Origin of the sequence: Streptodolium elevatio, from assembly GCF_040649515.1 — a bacterium.
In the GTDB taxonomy this organism is placed as follows: domain Bacteria; phylum Actinomycetota; class Actinomycetes; order Streptomycetales; family Streptomycetaceae; genus Yinghuangia; species Yinghuangia elevatio.
Genome location: NZ_JBEZFP010000172.1, coordinates 1 through 18,575, shown reverse-complemented (window position 1 = coordinate 18,575; position 18,575 = coordinate 1). Strand labels below are relative to the sequence as shown.

At 73.1% G+C, this 18,575-nt stretch carries 14 protein-coding genes, 1 pseudogene and 2 riboswitches; of the genes and pseudogenes, 5 read left to right on the top strand and 10 right to left on the bottom strand.

Annotated elements, in window-relative coordinates; genetic code table 11:
- Positions 1-411, bottom strand: a pseudogene (locus AB0C36_RS38615) (hypothetical protein); the annotation flags it as partial.
- A gap of 62 nt (positions 412-473) precedes the next feature.
- Positions 474-585, bottom strand: a riboswitch (glycine riboswitch).
- 2 nt (positions 586-587) lie between these two features.
- Positions 588-680, bottom strand: a riboswitch (glycine riboswitch).
- Between the two features lie 189 nt (positions 681-869).
- Here AB0C36_RS38615 and AB0C36_RS38610 point away from each other — a divergent pair.
- The 3 genes from AB0C36_RS38610 (at position 870) to AB0C36_RS38600 (ending at position 3,711) form a co-directional block, all read left to right on the top strand.
- Positions 870-1,499 (top strand): NADPH-dependent FMN reductase, encoded by a 630-nt coding sequence (locus AB0C36_RS38610; protein ID WP_358363467.1) that lies wholly within the window; start codon positions 870-872, stop codon positions 1,497-1,499.
- 224 nt (positions 1,500-1,723) lie between these two features.
- On the top strand, positions 1,724-2,854 hold the full coding sequence (locus AB0C36_RS38605) for an ATP-binding cassette domain-containing protein (protein WP_358363466.1): 1,131 nt from the start codon (positions 1,724-1,726) through the stop codon (positions 2,852-2,854).
- On the top strand, positions 2,851-3,711 hold the full coding sequence (locus AB0C36_RS38600; protein ID WP_358363464.1) for an ABC transporter permease: 861 nt from the start codon (positions 2,851-2,853) through the stop codon (positions 3,709-3,711). Before AB0C36_RS38605 ends, AB0C36_RS38600 begins: the two co-directional genes overlap by 4 nt.
- Positions 3,712-3,796: 85 nt before the next feature.
- Here AB0C36_RS38600 and AB0C36_RS38595 read toward each other — a convergent pair whose 3' ends face one another.
- A complete protein-coding gene (locus AB0C36_RS38595) occupies positions 3,797-7,015 on the bottom strand; it encodes an ATP-binding protein (protein WP_358363463.1) in 3,219 nt (1,072 codons plus the stop codon).
- A gap of 259 nt (positions 7,016-7,274) precedes the next feature.
- Between AB0C36_RS38595 and AB0C36_RS38590 the strand changes: the two genes are divergently transcribed.
- Both AB0C36_RS38590 and AB0C36_RS38585 read left to right on the top strand, forming a co-directional pair.
- A complete protein-coding gene (locus AB0C36_RS38590; protein ID WP_358363461.1) occupies positions 7,275-9,116 on the top strand; it encodes an exonuclease domain-containing protein in 1,842 nt (613 codons plus the stop codon).
- A gap of 174 nt (positions 9,117-9,290) precedes the next feature.
- Complete coding sequence (locus AB0C36_RS38585; RefSeq protein WP_358363460.1) at positions 9,291-9,884, top strand: hypothetical protein; 594 nt, start codon at positions 9,291-9,293, stop codon at positions 9,882-9,884.
- Positions 9,885-9,946: 62 nt separating this feature from the next.
- Here AB0C36_RS38585 and AB0C36_RS38580 read toward each other — a convergent pair whose 3' ends face one another.
- The 8 genes from AB0C36_RS38580 to AB0C36_RS38545 form a co-directional block, all read right to left on the bottom strand.
- Positions 9,947-11,593, bottom strand: a complete 1,647-nt coding sequence (locus AB0C36_RS38580) for a DNA polymerase IV (RefSeq protein ID WP_358363458.1) — start codon at positions 11,591-11,593, stop codon at positions 9,947-9,949.
- Between the two features lie 39 nt (positions 11,594-11,632).
- Positions 11,633-12,322, bottom strand: a complete 690-nt coding sequence (locus AB0C36_RS38575; RefSeq protein WP_435839203.1) for a SanA/YdcF family protein — start codon at positions 12,320-12,322, stop codon at positions 11,633-11,635.
- Between the two features lie 103 nt (positions 12,323-12,425).
- On the bottom strand, positions 12,426-13,028 hold the full coding sequence (locus AB0C36_RS38570) for a MerR family transcriptional regulator (RefSeq protein ID WP_435839201.1): 603 nt from the start codon (positions 13,026-13,028) through the stop codon (positions 12,426-12,428).
- Between the two features lie 639 nt (positions 13,029-13,667).
- Positions 13,668-14,141, bottom strand: coding sequence for a bifunctional nuclease family protein (locus AB0C36_RS38565; RefSeq protein ID WP_235051707.1), 474 nt, complete (start codon positions 14,139-14,141; stop codon positions 13,668-13,670).
- A gap of 116 nt (positions 14,142-14,257) precedes the next feature.
- Positions 14,258-15,229, bottom strand: coding sequence for a transcriptional regulator FtsR (gene ftsR / locus AB0C36_RS38560; protein WP_358363456.1), 972 nt, complete (start codon positions 15,227-15,229; stop codon positions 14,258-14,260).
- A complete protein-coding gene (locus AB0C36_RS38555) occupies positions 15,226-16,017 on the bottom strand; it encodes a double zinc ribbon and FHA domain-containing protein (RefSeq protein ID WP_435839200.1) in 792 nt (263 codons plus the stop codon). Before AB0C36_RS38555 ends, ftsR begins: the two co-directional genes overlap by 4 nt.
- A 148-nt stretch (positions 16,018-16,165) precedes the next feature.
- Positions 16,166-16,552, bottom strand: coding sequence for a glycine cleavage system protein GcvH (gcvH, locus tag AB0C36_RS38550; RefSeq protein WP_358363454.1), 387 nt, complete (start codon positions 16,550-16,552; stop codon positions 16,166-16,168).
- Positions 16,553-16,679: 127 nt separating this feature from the next.
- A complete protein-coding gene (locus tag AB0C36_RS38545) occupies positions 16,680-17,444 on the bottom strand; it encodes a DUF881 domain-containing protein (protein ID WP_435839202.1) in 765 nt (254 codons plus the stop codon).
- Positions 17,445-18,575: the final 1,131 nt, after the last annotated feature.

Genomic DNA, 18,575 nt, shown 5'->3' with positions numbered 1-18,575 from the left:
GTGCAGCTCGCATGCGCTTCGGGATGCGTCATGACTGCTCGTTTCGTAGCCGGCCGGGTTCTCCAGCACGTTGCGCAGGATCACCGGCGGCGTGTGGGTGCCGTGGTAGCCCAGGCCGATCATCGGGCGCAGCACGGTGTTGCGGGCCGCGAGGGCGCGGAGCTGGTCGTGCACGGCCGCCTCGCTCACCGCCTCGGGCAGGTCGAGCCGGTCGAGGGTGCGGATCGCGCCCGGTACGGCGGCGTCGGTCAGCTCGTCGAGTGAGCCGAACCCGATGTGCGCCAGCATCTTGGCCTGCTGGTCCGCGTCGGGGCCGATGTGCCGGCCGGTGAACGGGCCGGCGGCCTCGAGCGCGGTGAGGCTGCCGGGGCCGGACGGGCGGGGCGACGACGAACGCGACGACGAGCTCACAGTGGAGGCCCTCCTGAAGATGCGGAGAAGGTCACGCGGGTACGCGCGGCCTTACGGCCTCCCCCTCTGTCATCGGTACCTGAGAGCTTCACCCGCGCCGCCGCATCGTCTGCGGGCCGGGGCTTTCACCGTCGGTGAGTCCCGCCGTCGTGCACGGAACTGCTTTCCAGAGTGCCCATGGCCGCGCGGTACGGGTGCCTGAGAGATTCCGGGGAGGGGTTGCTCCTTCGGCGCCCGGATCGAGGTCCGGACTCTCCCGCGTGGCTTTCGGTGCAGCTTCAACGCTATCAGTGCGGGATCGCGTACGGGATCACGCGCGGCGGACAAGATCGCGCGATGCCGCGGGACCCGCGAGACGCGGTCTCGCGACCGCCGGACTCCGTCTCGCGCCTCACCGGTGAGAGCAGTGCAGGAGAAGCAGTCCAGAGGTAGTGGGCAGGCAGGGAGAGGAGGGCCCGATGAGCGACCGGGAGTACGGCGTCCCCGAGCACGCCGCGGGCACCGGCGGCGGCCTCGCAGGCGGGGACCGGGACGTGCCGCTGCGCGTGGCGGTGATCGTGGGCAGCACCCGCGAGGGCCGCGTGGGCGACCGGGTGGCCGGGTGGATCGCGGATCTGGCGGGCCGGATCCCGGCCCTCGAGCCGGTGGTCGTGGACCTGGCGGACTTCGTGTTCCCGGCCCGGCTGCCGGAGCGGCCGAGCACCGACATGCTGGGATTCGTGTCCGCGGTCGGCGACGCGGACGCGTTCGTCGTGGTGACGCCGGAGTACAACCGCAGCTACCCGGCGTCGCTCAAACAGGCGATCGACTACGTGTACGACGAGTGGCGCGCCAAGCCTGTCGGTTTTGTCTCCTACGGTTACAAGGCACGGGGCCTGCTGGCCGTGGAGCACCTCCGGCAGGTCTTCGCAGAACTCCACACCGTCACGATGCGCGACGTGGTCGCGCTCGACCTGGCGGCGATCGCGGACCCGGTCGGCCCGGCCGACGGCGACGCCGAGGCCGCCGCGAAAGCACTCCTGGACCAGCTCGTCTGGTGGGGCACGGCACTGCGCGAGGCCCGCGCGGCCAGGCCCTACGTCGCATGACCGCCGGCGCCCCGCGCGGCGATCACCGAGGCAGGGCGCGAACCACCCCTGGACTTCCGCAGATTTGTCGGGCGCGGACCGATGAGTTCCCCGGCCGATCCCGGTCAAGACATCGAGGGAACGGCCCGTCGAGACCCGCAGCGACCCGCAGCGACCCACCGCGACCGCACCGCGGCCCGCACGAGACCCGCACGAGACCGCACGAGACCCGAAGAGGACACACCATGACGACGCACTCCCCCGGCCTGGCGATCGAGACGCAGGGGCTGGTGAAAGTCTTCGGCACCAACCGCGCCGTCGACGGCATCGACCTGCGGGTCCCCGCCGGCACCGTGTACGGCGTCCTGGGCCCCAACGGCGCCGGCAAGACGACGGCCGTGAAGATGCTGGCCACGCTGCTGCGCCCGGACGACGGCGAGGCGTACGTCTTCGGCAAGTCCGTGATCCGCGAGGCCGACGCGGTCCGCAGCCGGGTGAGCCTCACGGGCCAGTACGCGTCGGTCGACGAGGACCTGACCGGCACCGAGAACCTGGTCCTGCTGGGCCGGCTGCTCGGTCACCACAAGGGCTACTCGCGTTCCCGGGCCGCGGAGCTGCTGGAGGTGTTCGGCCTGACCGCCGCGGCAGACCGCCAGGTCAAGACGTACTCGGGCGGCATGCGGCGGCGCATCGACATCGCCGCGAGCATCCTCAACACCCCCGACCTGCTGTTCCTGGACGAGCCGACCACCGGTCTCGACCCGCGCAGCCGCAACCAGGTCTGGGACATCGTGCGCGCGGTCGTCGCGCAGGGCACCACGGTCCTGCTCACCACGCAGTACCTGGAGGAGGCCGACCGGCTCGCCTCCCGGATCGCGGTCATCGACCACGGCAAGGTCATCGCGGAGGGCACCCCCGGCCAGCTCAAGTCGTCGGTCGGGGCGGGGTCGATCCATGTGCGCCTGCGCGACGCGGACCAGCGCGAGGAGGCAGAGCGCCTGCTGATCGGCGCGCTCGGCTCGTCCGTGCAGTTGGGCTCCGATCCGGTGGCGCTGACCGCGGCGATCCCGGGGCACGGCACCGACCTGGGGGCGGCCGAGGACGCGGCCCGCGCGCTGGCCGAACTGGCCCGCGCCGGGATCATCGTCGACGACTTCTCGCTGGGCCAGCCCAGCCTGGACGAGGTCTTCCTGGCCCTGACCGAGTCCTCGGTGCAGACCGGCGGTACGCACCCGGGCAGGGCCGATCACACGGCCGACCGCACCTCCGACCGCACGTCCGACCGCACCGGGAACGGCGGCGGGAGCAACGGCGGCAGCGTCAACGGCAGCAGCAACGGCAAGAGCGGCGACATCGTGAAGGAGTCGGCAGCATGAGTACCGTCGTCACCCCCACCAAGGACGTCGACGCCGACGTCCCCGCGCCGGTCGTCGCGGAGGACCTGGCCGCGGTGTTCGCCACCAAGGAGCGCCCGTCGCGGCCCGGCCCGCTGTCCGCGTCGGTGACGTTCGGCTGGCGGGCCATGCTCAAGATCAAGCACGTCCCCGAGCAGCTGTTCGACGTGACCGCGTTCCCGATCATGATGACGCTGATGTTCACGTACCTGTTCGGCGGCGCGCTCGCCGGATCGACCAGTGAATACCTGCAGTTCGTGCTGCCGGGCATCATGGTCCAGAGCATCGTGATGATCACGATGTACACCGGGGTGTCGCTCAACAACGACATCGAGCGCGGCGTGTTCGACCGGTTCCGCACGCTGCCGATCTGGCGGCCCGCGGCGCTGGTCGGCATGATCCTCGGCGACCTGCTGCGCTACGTGCTGGCCTCGACGGTCATCATGGCGGTCGGCCTGATCCTGGGCTTCCGCCCGGACGGCGGCGTGCTCGGCGTGCTGGCGGGCATCGCGCTGCTGGTGGTCTTCTCGTTCGCGTTCTCGTGGATCTGGACCATGTTCGGCCTGCTGCTGCGCAGCGAGAAGTCCGTCATGGGCGTCAGCATGATGGTGCTGTTCCCGCTTACCTTCCTCAGCAACGTGTTCGTCGACCCGAAGACGATGCCGGGCTGGCTCCAGGCGTTCGTGGACGTCAACCCCATCACGCACCTGGTGAGCGCGGTGCGCGACCTGATGGACGGCGACTACGCGACCACCGAGACGCTGTGGGTGCTGCTGTTCTCGGCGGCGTTCGTGGCGGTCTTCGGGACGCTGACGATGCGCCTGTACAACCGCAAGTAGCCGTACCCGCCCGCCCCCGCCGGTTCGTGACGAGCCGGCGGGGGCGGGCGCATGCGCGTACCGGGACGCGGGGTCGCCCGGTGCCTCACAGGCGCCAGGCGATCCCGCGTTCCGCGTGGTACGAGCACGCGGCCCCGGTCGTGACGTTCTCCCGCAGGTGCTCGGCCAGCGCCGGGTGCACGGACCCCATCCGCCGCAAGGTGTCCTTGATACGCGCGGTCACCGTCTTACGCGCCCGCTCCGCCTCGTCGCCGAGCCGGCGCGCCCGCCCGCCGAGCCCGGCCGCGGCCCGCAACTCGTCCAGCAGCGCCGCCCGTTCCGCGTCGAACGCGGCCGCCTTGGCGTCGTCGCCGAGGCCTGCGGCCCGGTCGATCTCCTCGTCGAGCGCGGCCAGCCTGCGCCGGTATTGCGCCTTCGCCTCGTCGTCGAGGACCGCGTCGCCGCCCATCCCGCGCGCTGCCACCACGACGTCGCCGCCGGCCGGGTTGAGCAGTTGCACGGCGGAGACGTGCACTCCCGGACGCCCCAGCAGATGGTGCAGGTCCCGCAGCCCCTTCGCATCCGGCATGTGCGCGGTCACGCCGTCGAACACCAGCTCCCACACCGGACCGTCGAGCCGGAAGCGGTACGCCTCCGGCTCCGCCGCCGCGCCCGCGCCGCCCGTGTCGGCCGCCACGCGCACGCGCGCGGCCCAGTCGGACACCTGGCGCATGCCCATCTCGGCCCCGTCGCGTTCGGCCCGCGCGAGCGCCGTCTCGGCGGTCTTCGCGTCACCCGGGCCGCCGCGCCGCACCAGCGCCTCGGCCAGGCGCAGCCGGGCGATCACCGCCCAGGGCCAGGCGAGCATGCGGTCCGCGTCGCGCGCGGCGCGGTCGAAGCCGGCGACGGCGTCGTCCCAGCGCTCCTGCGCGGCGTCGACGACGGCCGACCACAACACCATGGGGCCGCTGATGTCGCAGCCGTACAGCGACACCGCCCAGTGGTCGAGGTACGGCGCGATGGCCGCCCTGGCGCCCTCACACAGCTCCGGGTCGCCGGAACCCGCCGCCGCCACTGCCTGGAAGCGGAGCCAGAGCGGGGCGTACACGCGGTCGTACGGTTCCTCGCCGTCCGCCTCGTCCAGGATGGTGCGCAGCCGCTGCACCGCGTCGCCGCACCGCCCGGTCTCGGCGTCGGTGAGCCCGGCGAGGAGCCGCATGTGGCTCTTGTCCGGGCCGCCTGCTCGGACCTCGGCGTCGGCCTCGTCGTACCGCCCCTGGGCGACGAGCCGCGACCACCGCATGTGCAGCGGGATCTGCCGGAACTGCGCCATGTCGCTCTCCTCGAAGCCCGCCATCGCCTCGTCGAAGTGCCGCTCGGCCTCCGCGAACCGGCCGCGCATCGCGGCGAGCAGGCTCGCGTCGATCGCCATGGCCATCAGGAAGCGGGGCTGGCCGACCTGCTCGGCCCGGGTGGCGAACGTGCGGAACTGGTCGAGGTAGCCGGGGTCGCCCAGTTCCAGCAGTGTCACCCAGCGCATCGAGGTCGCGTGCAGCTCCATCTCGACGTCGCCGGAGCGGCGGCCGACGGCGATCATCTCGTCGGTGAGCGGCAGGCGTTCGGCGGCCGTGCCGGGCCCCCAGATCGTGTCGTGGGTGGCCCACAGGCTGAAGGCGAGCGCCTCGTCGTCGGCACCGCGGCGGGCCAAAACCGCGATCCGCACCGCGAGTTCGCGGGCCAGCCGGTCCGCCGCCAGGCCTTCCGCCACCGGGTCGCCGCGGCCGATCAGGGCGGTGTGCGCCTCGCGCAGCACGTCCAGCGCGGTGGCGCCGGAGGGCGGCGAACCTCCGTACCGGTACAAGGTGATGGCGTTGCGGGCGAGCAGTTCGACGTCGCCGTGCGTACGGGCCATCGCGGCGACGGCCTCGAAGTGGCCCCAGGCCCGGTCGTCCCCGGCGTGGCGCAGGATCTCGGCCAGGCCCAGCCGTACGAGCGCGCGGCGGCGTACGTCGCCGAGCCGCACGGCGACCTCGTCGGCGCGCAGGTAGTGTCCCTCGGCTTCCTCGAACGCGAAGCGCCCCTCGGCCTCCTTGGCCGCGTCGACGAGCAGGTCGAGGGCGCGGCCCGGGTCCAGTTCGGGGCCGGCCGCATACGCGTGCCGGGCCAGGTCCGCGGGGACCGAGCGGCGGGCGAGGCCGGGCGAGGCGGTGACGGCGGCCACCACCCCGGCGTGCCGCTTGCGCACGTCGGCCTCGTCGAGGGCGTCGTAGAGCGTCTCGCGGACCAGGTCGTGGGCGAACTCGAAGCGCCCGCCGCCCGACGACGCGACGAGCCGGGCCGCGACCGCCTGTTCGAGCAACCGGTCGACGTGCGGGTCGGGCGCGCCCGCGACGGCGGCGAGCACCTTGCGGTCGAACGCGCGGCCGAGCACGGACGCGGTGGTCAGCAGCTCGGCCACGGCGTCGGGCAGCAGCGACAGGCGGCGGCGTACCGCCTCGCGGACGCTGGGCGGCACGGCCGACACGTCGCCCCCGCCGGTCCACAGCCGGGCGGTCTGCTCGACGAAGAACGGGTTGCCGCCGGTACGCCGGTGCACCTCGGCGACCAGGGCGCGCTCGGGTGCGCGCCCGGCCGTACGCGCCATCAGCGCGCCGACCTCGTCCCGTTCCAGACCGGTCAGCGTCACCGTCGTGGCCTTCGCGACGAGCGGCAAAATCAGCGGGCGCAGCGGGTGGCCGGCCGACTCGGCCTCGGCGTCGCGGTACGTCCCCACGAGCAGCAGCCGCTCGAACCACGCGTGCTGCGCGGCGAATTCCAGCAGCCGCAGCGTCGCCGAGTCGGCCCAGTGCAGGTCGTCGAGCACGACGACCACCGGGCGGTCCTGGGACACCGACACCAGCAGCGTGGTGACCGCGTCGAACACCTGGAACGCGTCCAGCCCGTCACCCGCGGCCTCACCGTCCGCCCCGGCAGCGGCCTCCTCGCCGCCCCCCGCACCGAGCAGCACCCCCACACCGGGCCCCGCGGGCCGCACGAGCCCGTCCCACTCGGTCGCCCCCAGCGCCCGCCGCAACGACCGCAGCACCTGGACCCACGGCCAGTAACCCGGCGCGTTGTCCGAGTCCCAGCACGACCCGCCGAGCACCAGCGCCCCCCGCCGCCGCGCCCCCTCCGCGGCATCGGCCACCAGCGTCGTCTTGCCGATCCCGGCCTCACCGGTGACCAGCACCAGGCCGCCGTGGCTCGCCGTCGCGCGCTCCACCTGGGCCCGCAGCACTCCCGCCGCGTGGCCGCGCCCGATGAGTCTTTCGGAGGGTGCAGTCATGGTCCGGGTGGGTTCTCTCTCGTTCGGGTCGACGACGCACCCCCAATCCGGCAGGCACACCGCCCCGAGCCTACGCACCCCAACCGACACCGCGCCTATGGCGCGCATACACCCACACCCCGGCGTGGCGCTTGTCGGAGCCGGGCTGCCCAAGCACCGATGACGTACGCGAGGACACCCCCACCCGCGCCATTCACAGGCTCGACATTTTTCCGGGTGTGCCAACCAGCGCGTGTGCCGGTCGATACCGTGTTGGTTCGTGACGACGACCTCCCTCAACACCGCTGACTGGCCCGCCACTTACCCCCGCGATTACGTGGTGGTGGATGTGGAGACGACCGGCCTGACCGCCCGGGACCGGGTCATCTCGGTGGCCGCGGTACTGCTGGACGCACACGGAGCGGTCGCCGGCCGCTGGTCCTCGCTGGTGGATCCGCGCCGCGACCCGGGGCCCGTGCATGTCCACGGCCTGACCGCCGGCGACCTCGCCGGCCAACCGTTGTTCGAGGAGATCGCGGACGAGCTCGCCGATCTGCTGACCGGGCGCGTCGTGGTCGCGCACAATGCCTCATTCGACTGGAAGATGCTGGACGCGGAGTACCGCCGACTCGGACGAAACGTGCCCGCCGAGGAACGGCTGTGCACCGTCACACTCGCCAAGCGGCTCGAACTGCCGCTGCCCAACTGGCGCTTGGCGAGCCTTGCCACCCACTACGGCATCCGGCAGCTCAAGGCGCACGACGCCGAGGACGATGCACGCGTGCTGTCCGAGGCCTTCCGTTTCGCGCTCCACGAGGCGGCGCGAGGCGACCTGCCGCTGCCACTGACGCGCCCCGGAGCGCGCGGCGTCTCTCGCTTGCCGGTCCAGCGCTCAGCACCGCCCAAGCCGCCCTGCCCGTACGTGAACCCCGGCGCAGCCCACGAAGGAATGCTCGTGCAGGGCATGCGCGTCGCCTTCACCGGGGAAACCCGGGTGCCGCGCGAGACGCTGGAGGCGGACGCCGCGGCTGCGGGCCTCTGCGTCACCGGCAGCGTGAGCCGCAAGACGTCGTTGCTGGTCACGAACGACACGGAATCGGGAACCGGCAAGAATCGCGCGGCCCGTGAGAAGGGCGTGCCCGTAGTGGACGAGGCCGCGTTCGCGGCAATGCTGGCGGACGTCCGGCCGGGCGTACGCGTCGACGTGCCCGTGGACACCGCGCCCCCCCCGCCCTCCGTCGCCGCCGCGCCGCAGCCGCCGATGGCGGATATCCCCGAGGTGCCGGTCGAGGCCCGGGCCTCCGGCGTGCTCAACGTGCTGGTCCTGCACGGCCGCAGCGAGCACGCGGAAGCCGGCCGGGTGCGCGGGCTGGTCGCCGAACGCGGCCATCGTCCGCGCCTGAACCTCACGAAGTCGGTCGACATCGTCATCGTGCTGCCGGAGGGTGGTTCGGACCCGCGCGCGGCCAAGGCCGCGGGTCTCGGCATCACCTGCCTGTCCGCCGCCGCGTGGGAGGCCAAGTTCGTCGCGACCGGCGCCGCCGAATCGACTCCGCCGGGGGCCGACACAGCCGAGGGCGACAGGCATGTGTGCCGGGAGCTGCCCCGGGGCGGCGTCCACGACCTCCCGGGCGCCGAGCGCCCGGGGCTGTGGACCCTGCAGGCGTCGTGGCGTTGGGACCGCCCCGACGGCGAGGTCGACGTCGTCGCGTTTCTGCTCGACGCGAGCGAGAAGGTACGCGGTGACTGCGACTTCGTGTTCTGGAATCAGCCGGCCACACCTGACGGGGGCGTCTCGCTGGAGGTCATGGGATCGGCGGAGCAGGGCGTCACCATCGATCTGGACACGATTCCGTCCGACGTCGTGCGTATCGCGGTCGCCGCGGTCGTCGACGGGACGAGCGCGTTCGATGCCGTCGGTCCCATAGAGGTGCAGACGGGGCCCTTCCAGGCGGCCGCGCACACCCGATCGGTCCTTGACGCCGCGACCGTCGAACGTGTGCTCCTGCTCGGCGAGTTCTACCGGCGCGGTGCGGGTTGGCGCTTCCGGGCGCAGGGACAGGGCTACGAGTTCGACGCGGTGGAGCTGGCCCGGCGCTACGGGGTGGACGTCGAGTCGTGAGGCAGGCGGAACAGCGAACTGGAGCCACACCAGGCTCTGGCCATCTGCGGCATCCGCCGGTGCGGGGCCTTGGCGGCTGGCACTCTGGAGACCGGATTCGTTTGCGGCGAAGGGGGTGCGGCCGCATGGTGACGGGGGGTCGAGGCCGCTGCGGTGGTCAGGGCGGGCGGCAGCGTGGTCCAGGGGGTGCGGGCCGCGCGCAACAAGCCGCAGGGGTCTTTGTGGCCGGACGCGCGTGAGGCGCTGATGGAGCTGTTCGTCGTCGTGGACGAATGGTGCACCAGTGCGGCCGAGAGCAACTGGTTCGCGCGGCGGGTCTTGGAGGACCGGGTTGCTCGCGACCCTGCCCGCCCGGCTCCAGCCGGATACCGGTGGGCTGAGGGTCTGGGGAACTCCGGGGGCAGGTTCCTGAAACGGGTCACCAAGGACGTTGACGAGGTGCTGACTCCGGCGCCGCCCTGGTATGCGCGTTGGCGTCGGTCGGCGCGGCGTGCCTCAGCCCGCCGCACGCTCCGCAGCATGTTGCGCATCTACTGCCCGGACGTACTGGACTCGTTCGACGCGGCGGTGGAAGCGCGGACGTCGTCGGTGCCGGCGTACCGGGCCGATTTCACCAGACGTGCCAATGATCCGAGCACCACCGTCGACCAGATCCGGGCCATGGTCGACGCCATGGACGACACGCTGCGCGCGCTGGTGGCGGCGCGCGAGAGTCTGCGCCGCGTGATCCAGGACAACTACCCGGGTCTGAACGGCGGCGCGCCCTGACCTGGGACCGTCCGCCGCATCGCGGCCAGTCCCTCGGCAGGAGCAGGGGCCGACGTGCTGCGTCAGGAGGTCGAATCGCCGGGCGGGCTCAGCGGCAGGTGTGACGACGGGGTCAGGTCCGGGTCGTCGACGGGGAAGGTGCGGATGCGGCCTGGGGGTGAGCCGGGGGTCTCGAAGCGTACGGTGACCCGGCCCACGCCGCTGCCCTGGACCCAGCCCGGGCCGTGTTCGGCGTGGTGGACGTCCTGGCCGGGGAGCCAGCGGGTGGCGCCGAAGCGGCCGGGGTGGAAGACGGGGACGCCTCCGTAGGCACCCGCCTCGGGGTCTGCGGCGGCCTCCCCGGCTGTGCCCGAGGGCTCCGCCCCGCCCTGCCCCGCCTCCCTCGCCCCCGAGCCGTCGGCGCCACCTGAAGCACCTGGACCATCCGGGTCTCCTGAGCCGCCGACCGTGTCCGGCTCGTGGTCGCGCCCGTTACGTTCGCCTGTGCCGCCATCGGCCACCGTTTCCGCCGCGGCCTCGTCGGCGGGGCTGTCGGGTCCACCGCCCGTACCCCCATCGCCCTTCAGGGGGTCCCCCACGCGCGCGCCCGCCGCCGTCTCCGTGTCGCCCTCCCCCGCCGGTTCCTCCACCTCCTCCTGACCGGCGAACAGGTCCTGCTGGGCGAAGTCGGCCAGCGATGTGACGCCGACGCCGAGCAGGCGGAACCCGCCGGTGAAGTCGACTTGGGCGGCGAGCCGGTGCACGGTCTCGCGCACCACCGCGAGGTCGTCCGTGGGGGCGCGCAGCGTCTCGGACCGGGTCAGCGTGCTGAAGTCGTAGCGGCGCATCTTGACGACCACCGTGCGCCCCGACCGCCCGGCCGCCCGCAGCCGTTCGACGCAGCGTGCGGTGAGCCGGTCGAGTTCGGCGGCGATGCGCGTACGGTCGGCGAGGTCGACCTCGAAGGTGTCCTCGACCGAGATCGACTTCGCGTCGCGTTCCGCGACCACGGGGCGGTCGTCCAGGCCGAGTGCGTGCTCGTGCAGCGCGCGGCCGTGCGCCTGGCCGAAGAGGCGTACCAACTCCTCCGGGTCGGTGGCGGCGATGTCGGCGACGGTGGTGACGCCGACCTTGCGCATGGCGTCGGCGGTCGCCGGGCCGACGCCCCACAGGGCGCGGACCGGCAGCGGGTCCAGGAGGGCGCGTTCCTCCCCGGGTGCGACGACCACCAGGCCGTCCGGCTTCGCGGCCTCCGAGGCGATCTTCGCGACCAGTTTGGACGGCGCGAGGCCGACGGACGCGGTCAGGCCGGTCGTGGCCCGGATGTCGGCGCGGAGGCGTTCGGCGAGGCGGGTGGCCTTGGCCGTGTCGAGTTCCGCGCCGTACGGGCCCGCCTCCAGGTCCACGAAGGCCTCGTCCAGGCTCAGCGGTTCCACCAGCGGCGACAGCTCCCCCAGCAGCGCCATGACCTGTTCGCTGACCTCGCGGTAGGCGCTGAAGCGCGGGATGAGGAACGCCGCATTGGGGCACCGGCGGCGGGCCTCGGCGGTCGACATCGCCGAGCGCACGCCGAAGACGCGGGCCTCGTACGAGGCGGTGGCCACCACCCCGCGCCCGCTCACGCCGCCCACGATGACCGCCTTGCCGCGGAGGCTGGGTTTCGCGGCCTGCTCGACGGACGCGTAGAAGGCGTCCATGTCGAGGTGCAGGATGCCCGGTGTCGTACGCATTTCCTCCGATGATGGCGCATCGGGGTGACAGTTCCGGCCTCAGCGCGCCGCGGCGAGCGCGTCCTCGACGCCGGCCTCGCGGGGCCCGAGGACCGGGTCCGGACGCAGGACCGCCTCCCCTGCGGCCTTGTACGCCGCCAGGATCTCCCGAGCACCGCCGAACAGCGTGGGGCCGACCAGTTCGCCGTGCATCGAGTCGTCGCCGACGCCGTACGCCTCCACGCCCGCCGCGTCGCACAGCGCCAGCGCGCGGCGCAGGTGGAAGCGCTGGCTGACCACGATCGCCTTGTCGACGCCGAAGATGCGCTTGGCCCGGACGCAGGAGTCCCAGGTGGAGAATCCCGCGTAGTCGGCGACCACTTGGCCTTCCGGCACCCCGCGCTCGACGAGGTAGCGGCGCATCACGTCGGGTTCGTTGTACCCCGCCCGGCCGTTGTCACCCGAGACCAGCAGGACCTTCACCTTCCCGGCCCGGTAGAGCGCGAGCGAGACGTCGAGCCGACGGGCCAGCAGGCGCGACGGCTGGTCGCCCCAGACGCCCGCACCGAGCACCAGTGCGACGGGGGCCGGCGGGACGTCCGCGACGCCGCGCATGCGGCCGGTGCCCGCGATGTACACCCAGGTCACCGGCGCGAGACCGAGCACCGTGAGCAGCGCGGTCGCCTGGAACGCGACCCGCTGCCGCCGCCGCCCGCGCAGCAGGCCGGTCGGCCGGGTCACCCAAGTCATCCGGGACGCCAGAGATGCCATGTGGCCAGTGACGCCCGGCGCGGTCGCCGCGGTTCCCGGCCGACGGTCACCGGCCACCGCCGACAGACCGCCCCGAGACCGCTCAGCCGGCGCGCTCGCGGCGCCTGCGGGCGAGTTCGTCCCCGGGGTGGTGGCGGTACAGCGTCTCGCCGGTGTCGGTGCGCTCGCCCTGCAGCGTGCCGAGCGAGGCCTCGACCTCGCGCCAGACCGCGCCCACGGCGATGCCGAAGACCCCCTGGCCGCCCTGCACGAGGTCGACGACCTGGTCGTACGACGTGCACTCGTACACGCTCGCGCCGTCGCTCATCAGCGTCATGCCCGCGAGGTCCGCGACGCCGCGGCCGCGCAGGTGGGCGACGGCGACGCGGATGTTCTGCAGGCCGACGCCGGTGTCCAGGAGCCGCTTGACGATCTTGAGGACCAGGATGTCGCGGAAGCTGTAGAGCCGCTGCGTCCCCGCCCCGTGCGCCGGGCGGATGCTCGGCTCGACGAGCGCGGTCCGCGCCCAGTAGTCGAGTTGTCGATATGTGATGCCGGCCGCCGCACACGCGGTCGGCCCGCGGTAGCCGACCTCGTCGACCACCCCGCTTGCGGGTACATCCTCCGGGTATGCGCCCTGCGGCGTCGCGGTCGGCATCGGGCGGGGCGCACGGGCTCGGCCCGCAATATCGCCGGTGCTGCTCACGCCGACCTCCGTTTCGTCTCCCCGCACCTGCCTGCGGCGAGAGGAATGCCGTGAGTTCCGGGCCGCAAGCGGCGGAGTGCAACGCGCACGGATCACCCCCGGAACTGTCGATTTCGACGGTAGGCAGTCACCCACAGCGCGTCAACGACCGTCGCATTCGGCACGCCGAGTGACGCATCTCTCAAGTGTGGTTTGAATCGACGGCGACCCGGGTACGCATGGCGATCGCCCACCTGTCGGTTCCAGTCGCCCCGTGATCAAATCGGGCCAATCGGGTGGCTTCCGCCGCCACCCGAACGGCGCACGAAATTCCGCTCCGCGAGTGCCGCGACGGCGTGTCGACAAATCATTCTTTCGTCACCCGTTTGCGCGCGGGCAGCCGATCGCGGAACTTTCGCACAATGTCGATTCATCGCTGCCGCGTCGACAGCGGCACGGCGTACGGCAGGGACCGCCAAGGGACCGCCGCGCGACGACGGCACGCGGCCACGACTTGGACGGCGACACGGATGGGAGGAGTCTCCACAGGGCAGCCTGCCGGACAGCGGACCGGCCTCCCGTACGACGTCGGCGACAGGCCCGGAGATCCCGCACCGCCCCGACCACGGTCCGCCGCGGCGGACCCGGCACAGGCGGCGCCTACTGGCTCGTGGTGCCGAAGTCCTCGGGCGAGATCTGGTCCAGGAACTCCCGGAACTTCTCGACCTCGTCCTCCTGCTCGTCCGGAATCACGATCCCGGCCTCGTCGAGGACCGCCTCGGCACCGAAGATCGGGGTCCCGGTCCGCAGCGCGAGCGCGATCGCGTCCGACGGACGGGCACTGACCTCGGTCCCGTTCGCGAACACCAGCTCGGCGTAGAACACGCCCTCGCGCAGGTCGACGATGCGGATGCGGGTCAGCTCCTGGCCGAGCGCCTCGAGCACGTCGCGGAACAGATCGTGGGTCAGAGGCCGCGCCGGGACCACACCCTGCTGCGCGAAGGCGATCGCCGTCGCCTCGACCGGGCCGATCCAGATCGGGAGGTACCGATCGCCTCCTGTTTCCTTCAGGAGCACGATCGGCTGGTTGGAAGGCATCTCCACTCGGACGCCCACGACCTCAAGCTCGTTCACATCGCCACACTAGCGCGCTCGGGTGAGGAGCACAGATCCCCCCGGGCCCATTCGCGCATGGATTCGTCGCATTTTCTTCGCGCCCGGCAAACACCCGGCAATGTGAATTCGACGATTCACCGGTCCAGGAGCGGTCGGAGGGCCGCTCCGACCAGCACGGTGTGCAGGCGCGACGTAAGGGACAGAAGGTCGCGTACGGTCTCCTCCGCCCCGGACTTGGCGCCCGCGCCGCGCCGGTGCAGCAGCGGCGCGACGATCTGCTCGACGAGCGCCGCCTCGCGGTCCGCCGCGGCCTTGACCTGCCGCAGGTGGCGCGGTTCCAAGCCATACTCGCCGAGCGCCGACACGAGCCGTGCGACGACGAGCGCGTCGCCGTCGTACTGCGGGCCGGCATCGGCGGTCGCGGCGCGGGCGTGCGGCTGCCCGGCGTCCGCGCCCGGCGTGTCGGGGCCCGCGGCGGTACGCCCGGCGTCGTCCCGTGGCTCCTCGCGCGCCCCGGGGACCGGTGCCGCGCCGGACGCCTGGCGCGGGCCCTCCGCGGGGTCGGCGACGCCGTCGGCCGCGCCGTCCCGGCCGGGCGCCGCGGGCGCGGTGGGCACGATCGGCGTGTCCGCCGCGGGCCGCCGCGGCTCGATCAGGCCGAACTCCTCCAGACGGGCGAGCGCCGCCTCGTCTATCCCCGCCGCGGCCAGCAGCTCCGCGCGGCTCAGCAGCACCACGGCGGTCGGCTCCGAGCCGCCGTGCGGGTTGTCGCCGCGGTCGGCGTCGGCCGCTGCCAGGGAGGCCACGAGGCCGTCCTCGGCGGGCTCCAGGCCGCGGTCGATCGCGTCGAGGTGGTCCTTGATGACCTTGAGCGGCAGGTACTGGTCGCGCTGCACACGCAGCACGTACCGCAGGCGGTCGACGTCCGAAGGGCCGAACTTGCGGTAGCCCGACGGGGTGCGCTGCGGCTCGACGAGGCCCTCCGCCTCCAGGAAGCGGATCTTGGAGATGCTGACGTCCGGGAACTCCGCACGCAGCATCGCCATGACCTCGCCGATGCCGACCAGCGCGCGGCCGCCGCCGGTCCGCGGCGGCGCCGCGGTCACGCGTACTCCCCGCTGCCGATCTGCGCGTGGCGGCTCGGGAAGAAGACCAGCCGGTACTTGCCGATCTGCACCTCGTCGCCCGGCGACAGCGGCACCTCGTCGATGCGCTGGCGGCCGACGTACGTGCCGTTGAGGCTGCCCACGTCGGCGACCGTGAAGCCCGCGCCGGTACGCCGGAATTCCGCGTGCCGCCGGGACACCGTGACGTCGTCGAGGAAGATGTCGCTCTCCGGGTGGCGCCCGGCCGTCGTGCGGTCCGAGTCGAGCAGGAAGCGGCTGCCCGAGTTGGGGCCGCGCCGCACCACGAGCAGTGCGGTGCCCGGCGGCAGCGCCTCGACCGCGGCCTGCGCCTCGGGGCTCAGCACCTCGCGCGGCGCCGACGGGTCGGCGTCCAGCGCCTCGATGCCGGTGATCGAGATGGTGGAGGTCTGCTCGGACGGGCGCTCGACGTCCGGCCGCAGCGGGTTGCCGCAGTTGGAGCAGAAGCGGCTGTTGGCCGGGTTGCGGTTGCCGCAGTTGCTGCAGACCACCGAACCGGACGCGTCACCTCCGGCCGGGCCGGACGCGGGCGCGGCGGCGGGCGCGCCGTACGGTCCCTGCTGCGCAGGTCCGCCCGGCGCCCCGTAGGGGGCACCCGGGTGGCCCGAGGTCATGCGCGGGTCGGGCCCCTGGCCGGCACCGCCCTGCGGCGCCGCGCCGGGCGCGGGGTAGGGCACCGAGGCAGGCGCCTGCGGTGCCTCCTGCTCGGCGCGACGCGAACGACCGAACAGCCTCGCGAACAACTTCACGCGAGAACCTCCCCGAGTGAGCCTGGCCCGCCCATCGGGCAGGTATGAGTCGTCGTAGTTGCGGCGCCGCCGACCCGTACGGGGTCGGTGGAACCGGTGGTGTCACGGCCTGGCCGCTGCCGTGTTCGCAGGATTCCTCGCATGGCGCTCAGGAATCCAGACTCTTGACATACGCCGCGACGTCCCAGAGCGCGCCCGCCGCGGCGGGGTCGTCGGGGCGTACCTCGAACATCCAACCGTCCCCGTAGGGATCCGAGTTCACCAGCTCCGGCGCGGCCTCCAGAGCGTCGTTGACCGCCACGACCACGCCGCTGACGGGCGCGTACACGTCGCTGACGCTCTTGGTGGACTCCAACTCGCCGCACGGCTCGCCGGCGGAGACCTCGGCACCGGCCTGAGGCAGCGTCACATACACGATGTCGCCCAGGGCGTCCTGGGCGAACTCGGTGATGCCGATCCGCACGGTCCCGTCCTCGTCGCCGAGGGAGCGCACCCACTCGTGCTCCGCCGTGTACGTGAGGTCCTCGGGATACATGCCGGATCCGCCCTGCCTTCCTTGCCTCGTGGGCCTTGTGGACCCGCCGGAAACAGCCGACTCGCGCCGCGTGCGCCGCGTGCGGACGCGCTGCCGCCGATTCTGTCAGGTCTCGATCAATCGGGGGTCAGCCGCCGTTGCCCGCGTCCGGTGCGGGGCGAGCGTAGTCAGGCGCCGTCGGCACCCGCAAGGCGTCGACGACGACCTGCTGGGAGGGCACGACAACCGCTTGGGCCTGCTTCTTCTCCAGCGTGCGGATGACGCCGCCCGGGATGTTGAGGGCGGGTTCGAGGTCCTGCGGGTTGCCGATGACCTTGAAGACGTACGGCTGGCTCACCGACTGGCCGTCGATCTGCATCTGGCCCAGCACCGGTTCGTTGAAGAACGTCTCGGCCACGACGCGGACCTGGTTGATCTGGATCGCCTCGGCACCGGCGGCCCGCAGTTCCTGCAACGTGTCGAGCAGCATGTCCGCGCGCACCTGGTTCTGCGGGTCCGTGATGGTCAGCGTGATCCCGGGGCCGGTCGCCTTCACCGTACCTGCGAGGATGCCGAGCACCTGGGCGCGCTGGTCGGTCTGCTGCCGGGCCTCCTCGGCACGGTTGTTGCTGTTCTCCAGCTGGTCCCGGCTGAGTTCGAGGCGTTGCTGCTCGTCGTCCAACCGCTCGGTGCGCTGCTCCAGTTCGTCCAGTACACGCACGAGGTCCGACTCACGTGCGCCGCGCAGCGGGTCCGACTCGGTGTTGCTGCGCACCTGGATCGCGAGACCCGCGCCGAGTGCGAACAGCAGGACGCCGACGACGAGTTGGGCGCGGCTGACGCGCGGCGGCCACAGGGCCGTGGCAAGTCGGCGACGGCCGCTGGGCTCGGGCGTGTTGGGGTCCTCGGGCAACTCCGCGAAGTCGTCGGGCCCGTCGTCCCCGCCGCCACCTGGGCCGCCGGTGCCACCTGTTCCACCGCTGCCACCGTGGCTGCCGTCGCCGCCGGTCCGGCCCGGATCGCCCGGGTCGGCTCCGGTGCCGCCGGGGACACCCTCGTCCCCGACAGGCGGGCCGACGCCGTCCCGATCGGCGGATCGATCCGCCGCGCCCGGCCTGCCTGTTGCCGCGGGTTCGCCGGTACGCGCCCGGCGCCGCCACCCCCGACCGCGCTCCTCGCCCTCCGCGGCGGCGCCGAACACCCGTCCGGGACGCGCGTGATGGGCGGGGCCGCCGCCTCCGACGCGGGGTTGTTCCGCGGTGTCGTCCGGGGCGGAGTCCGGGCGCCGCAAACCGCGTTCACTCCCGGGCGTGTCGCCGGGTCGCCGAGGCCGTCCCCGACCTGGCGCGGCGGACGCGGTGCCGGACCGCGAGGGCCCGCCGGGCGTCCCCTGGTCCCCCCGGTCGTACGAGGGCCGCCCCGGGGCCGCGGACGGCTCGTCCGCGGGCCGAGGGAAGGGCAATCCCTGCGACGGATGCGCGGCGTCCGTCGCGCTGTGCGGATGTGCGGCATTCGGCGGATACGCCGCGCTTTCCGGATAGGCCGCGCCGTCCGGGACGTCGGGGCCCTGCGCGGGCGGCACGGCACGCAGATGCGCGGTACCGCCGACGTTCGGATCGCCGACCAGCGGATCCCCGGCCTCGGCCGCGTACGGCTCCACCCCGGCGTCGCCGACCGGCGCCTGCTGCGGTTGCCTGGGCAGTGCCTCGGGCGGCAGCACGGGTGGCCGACCCGTTGGCTGTCCAGTTGGCTGGCGAGGCGGCCAGGTAACGCCCTGGGGGACGCCCGGCGGGAACTCCCGCGACGGCCCCTGCTCTCCGACCGGTCCCGGCTCTGCCCTTGGCGGCACGCGGAGTTGGGCGGTTCTGTTGCCTGCCGGTTCGTCCGGCGCGTGCACGTCAGGCCGGTCGCCCGGCAGGCCCTGGCCGGGAACACCCTGACCGGGACCGCCCTGACCAGGTACGCCCTGACCGGGACCGCCTTGACCGGGTACGCCAGGCCCCGGAACGCCTTGGCCCGGAACGCCCTGACCGGGCACGCTCTG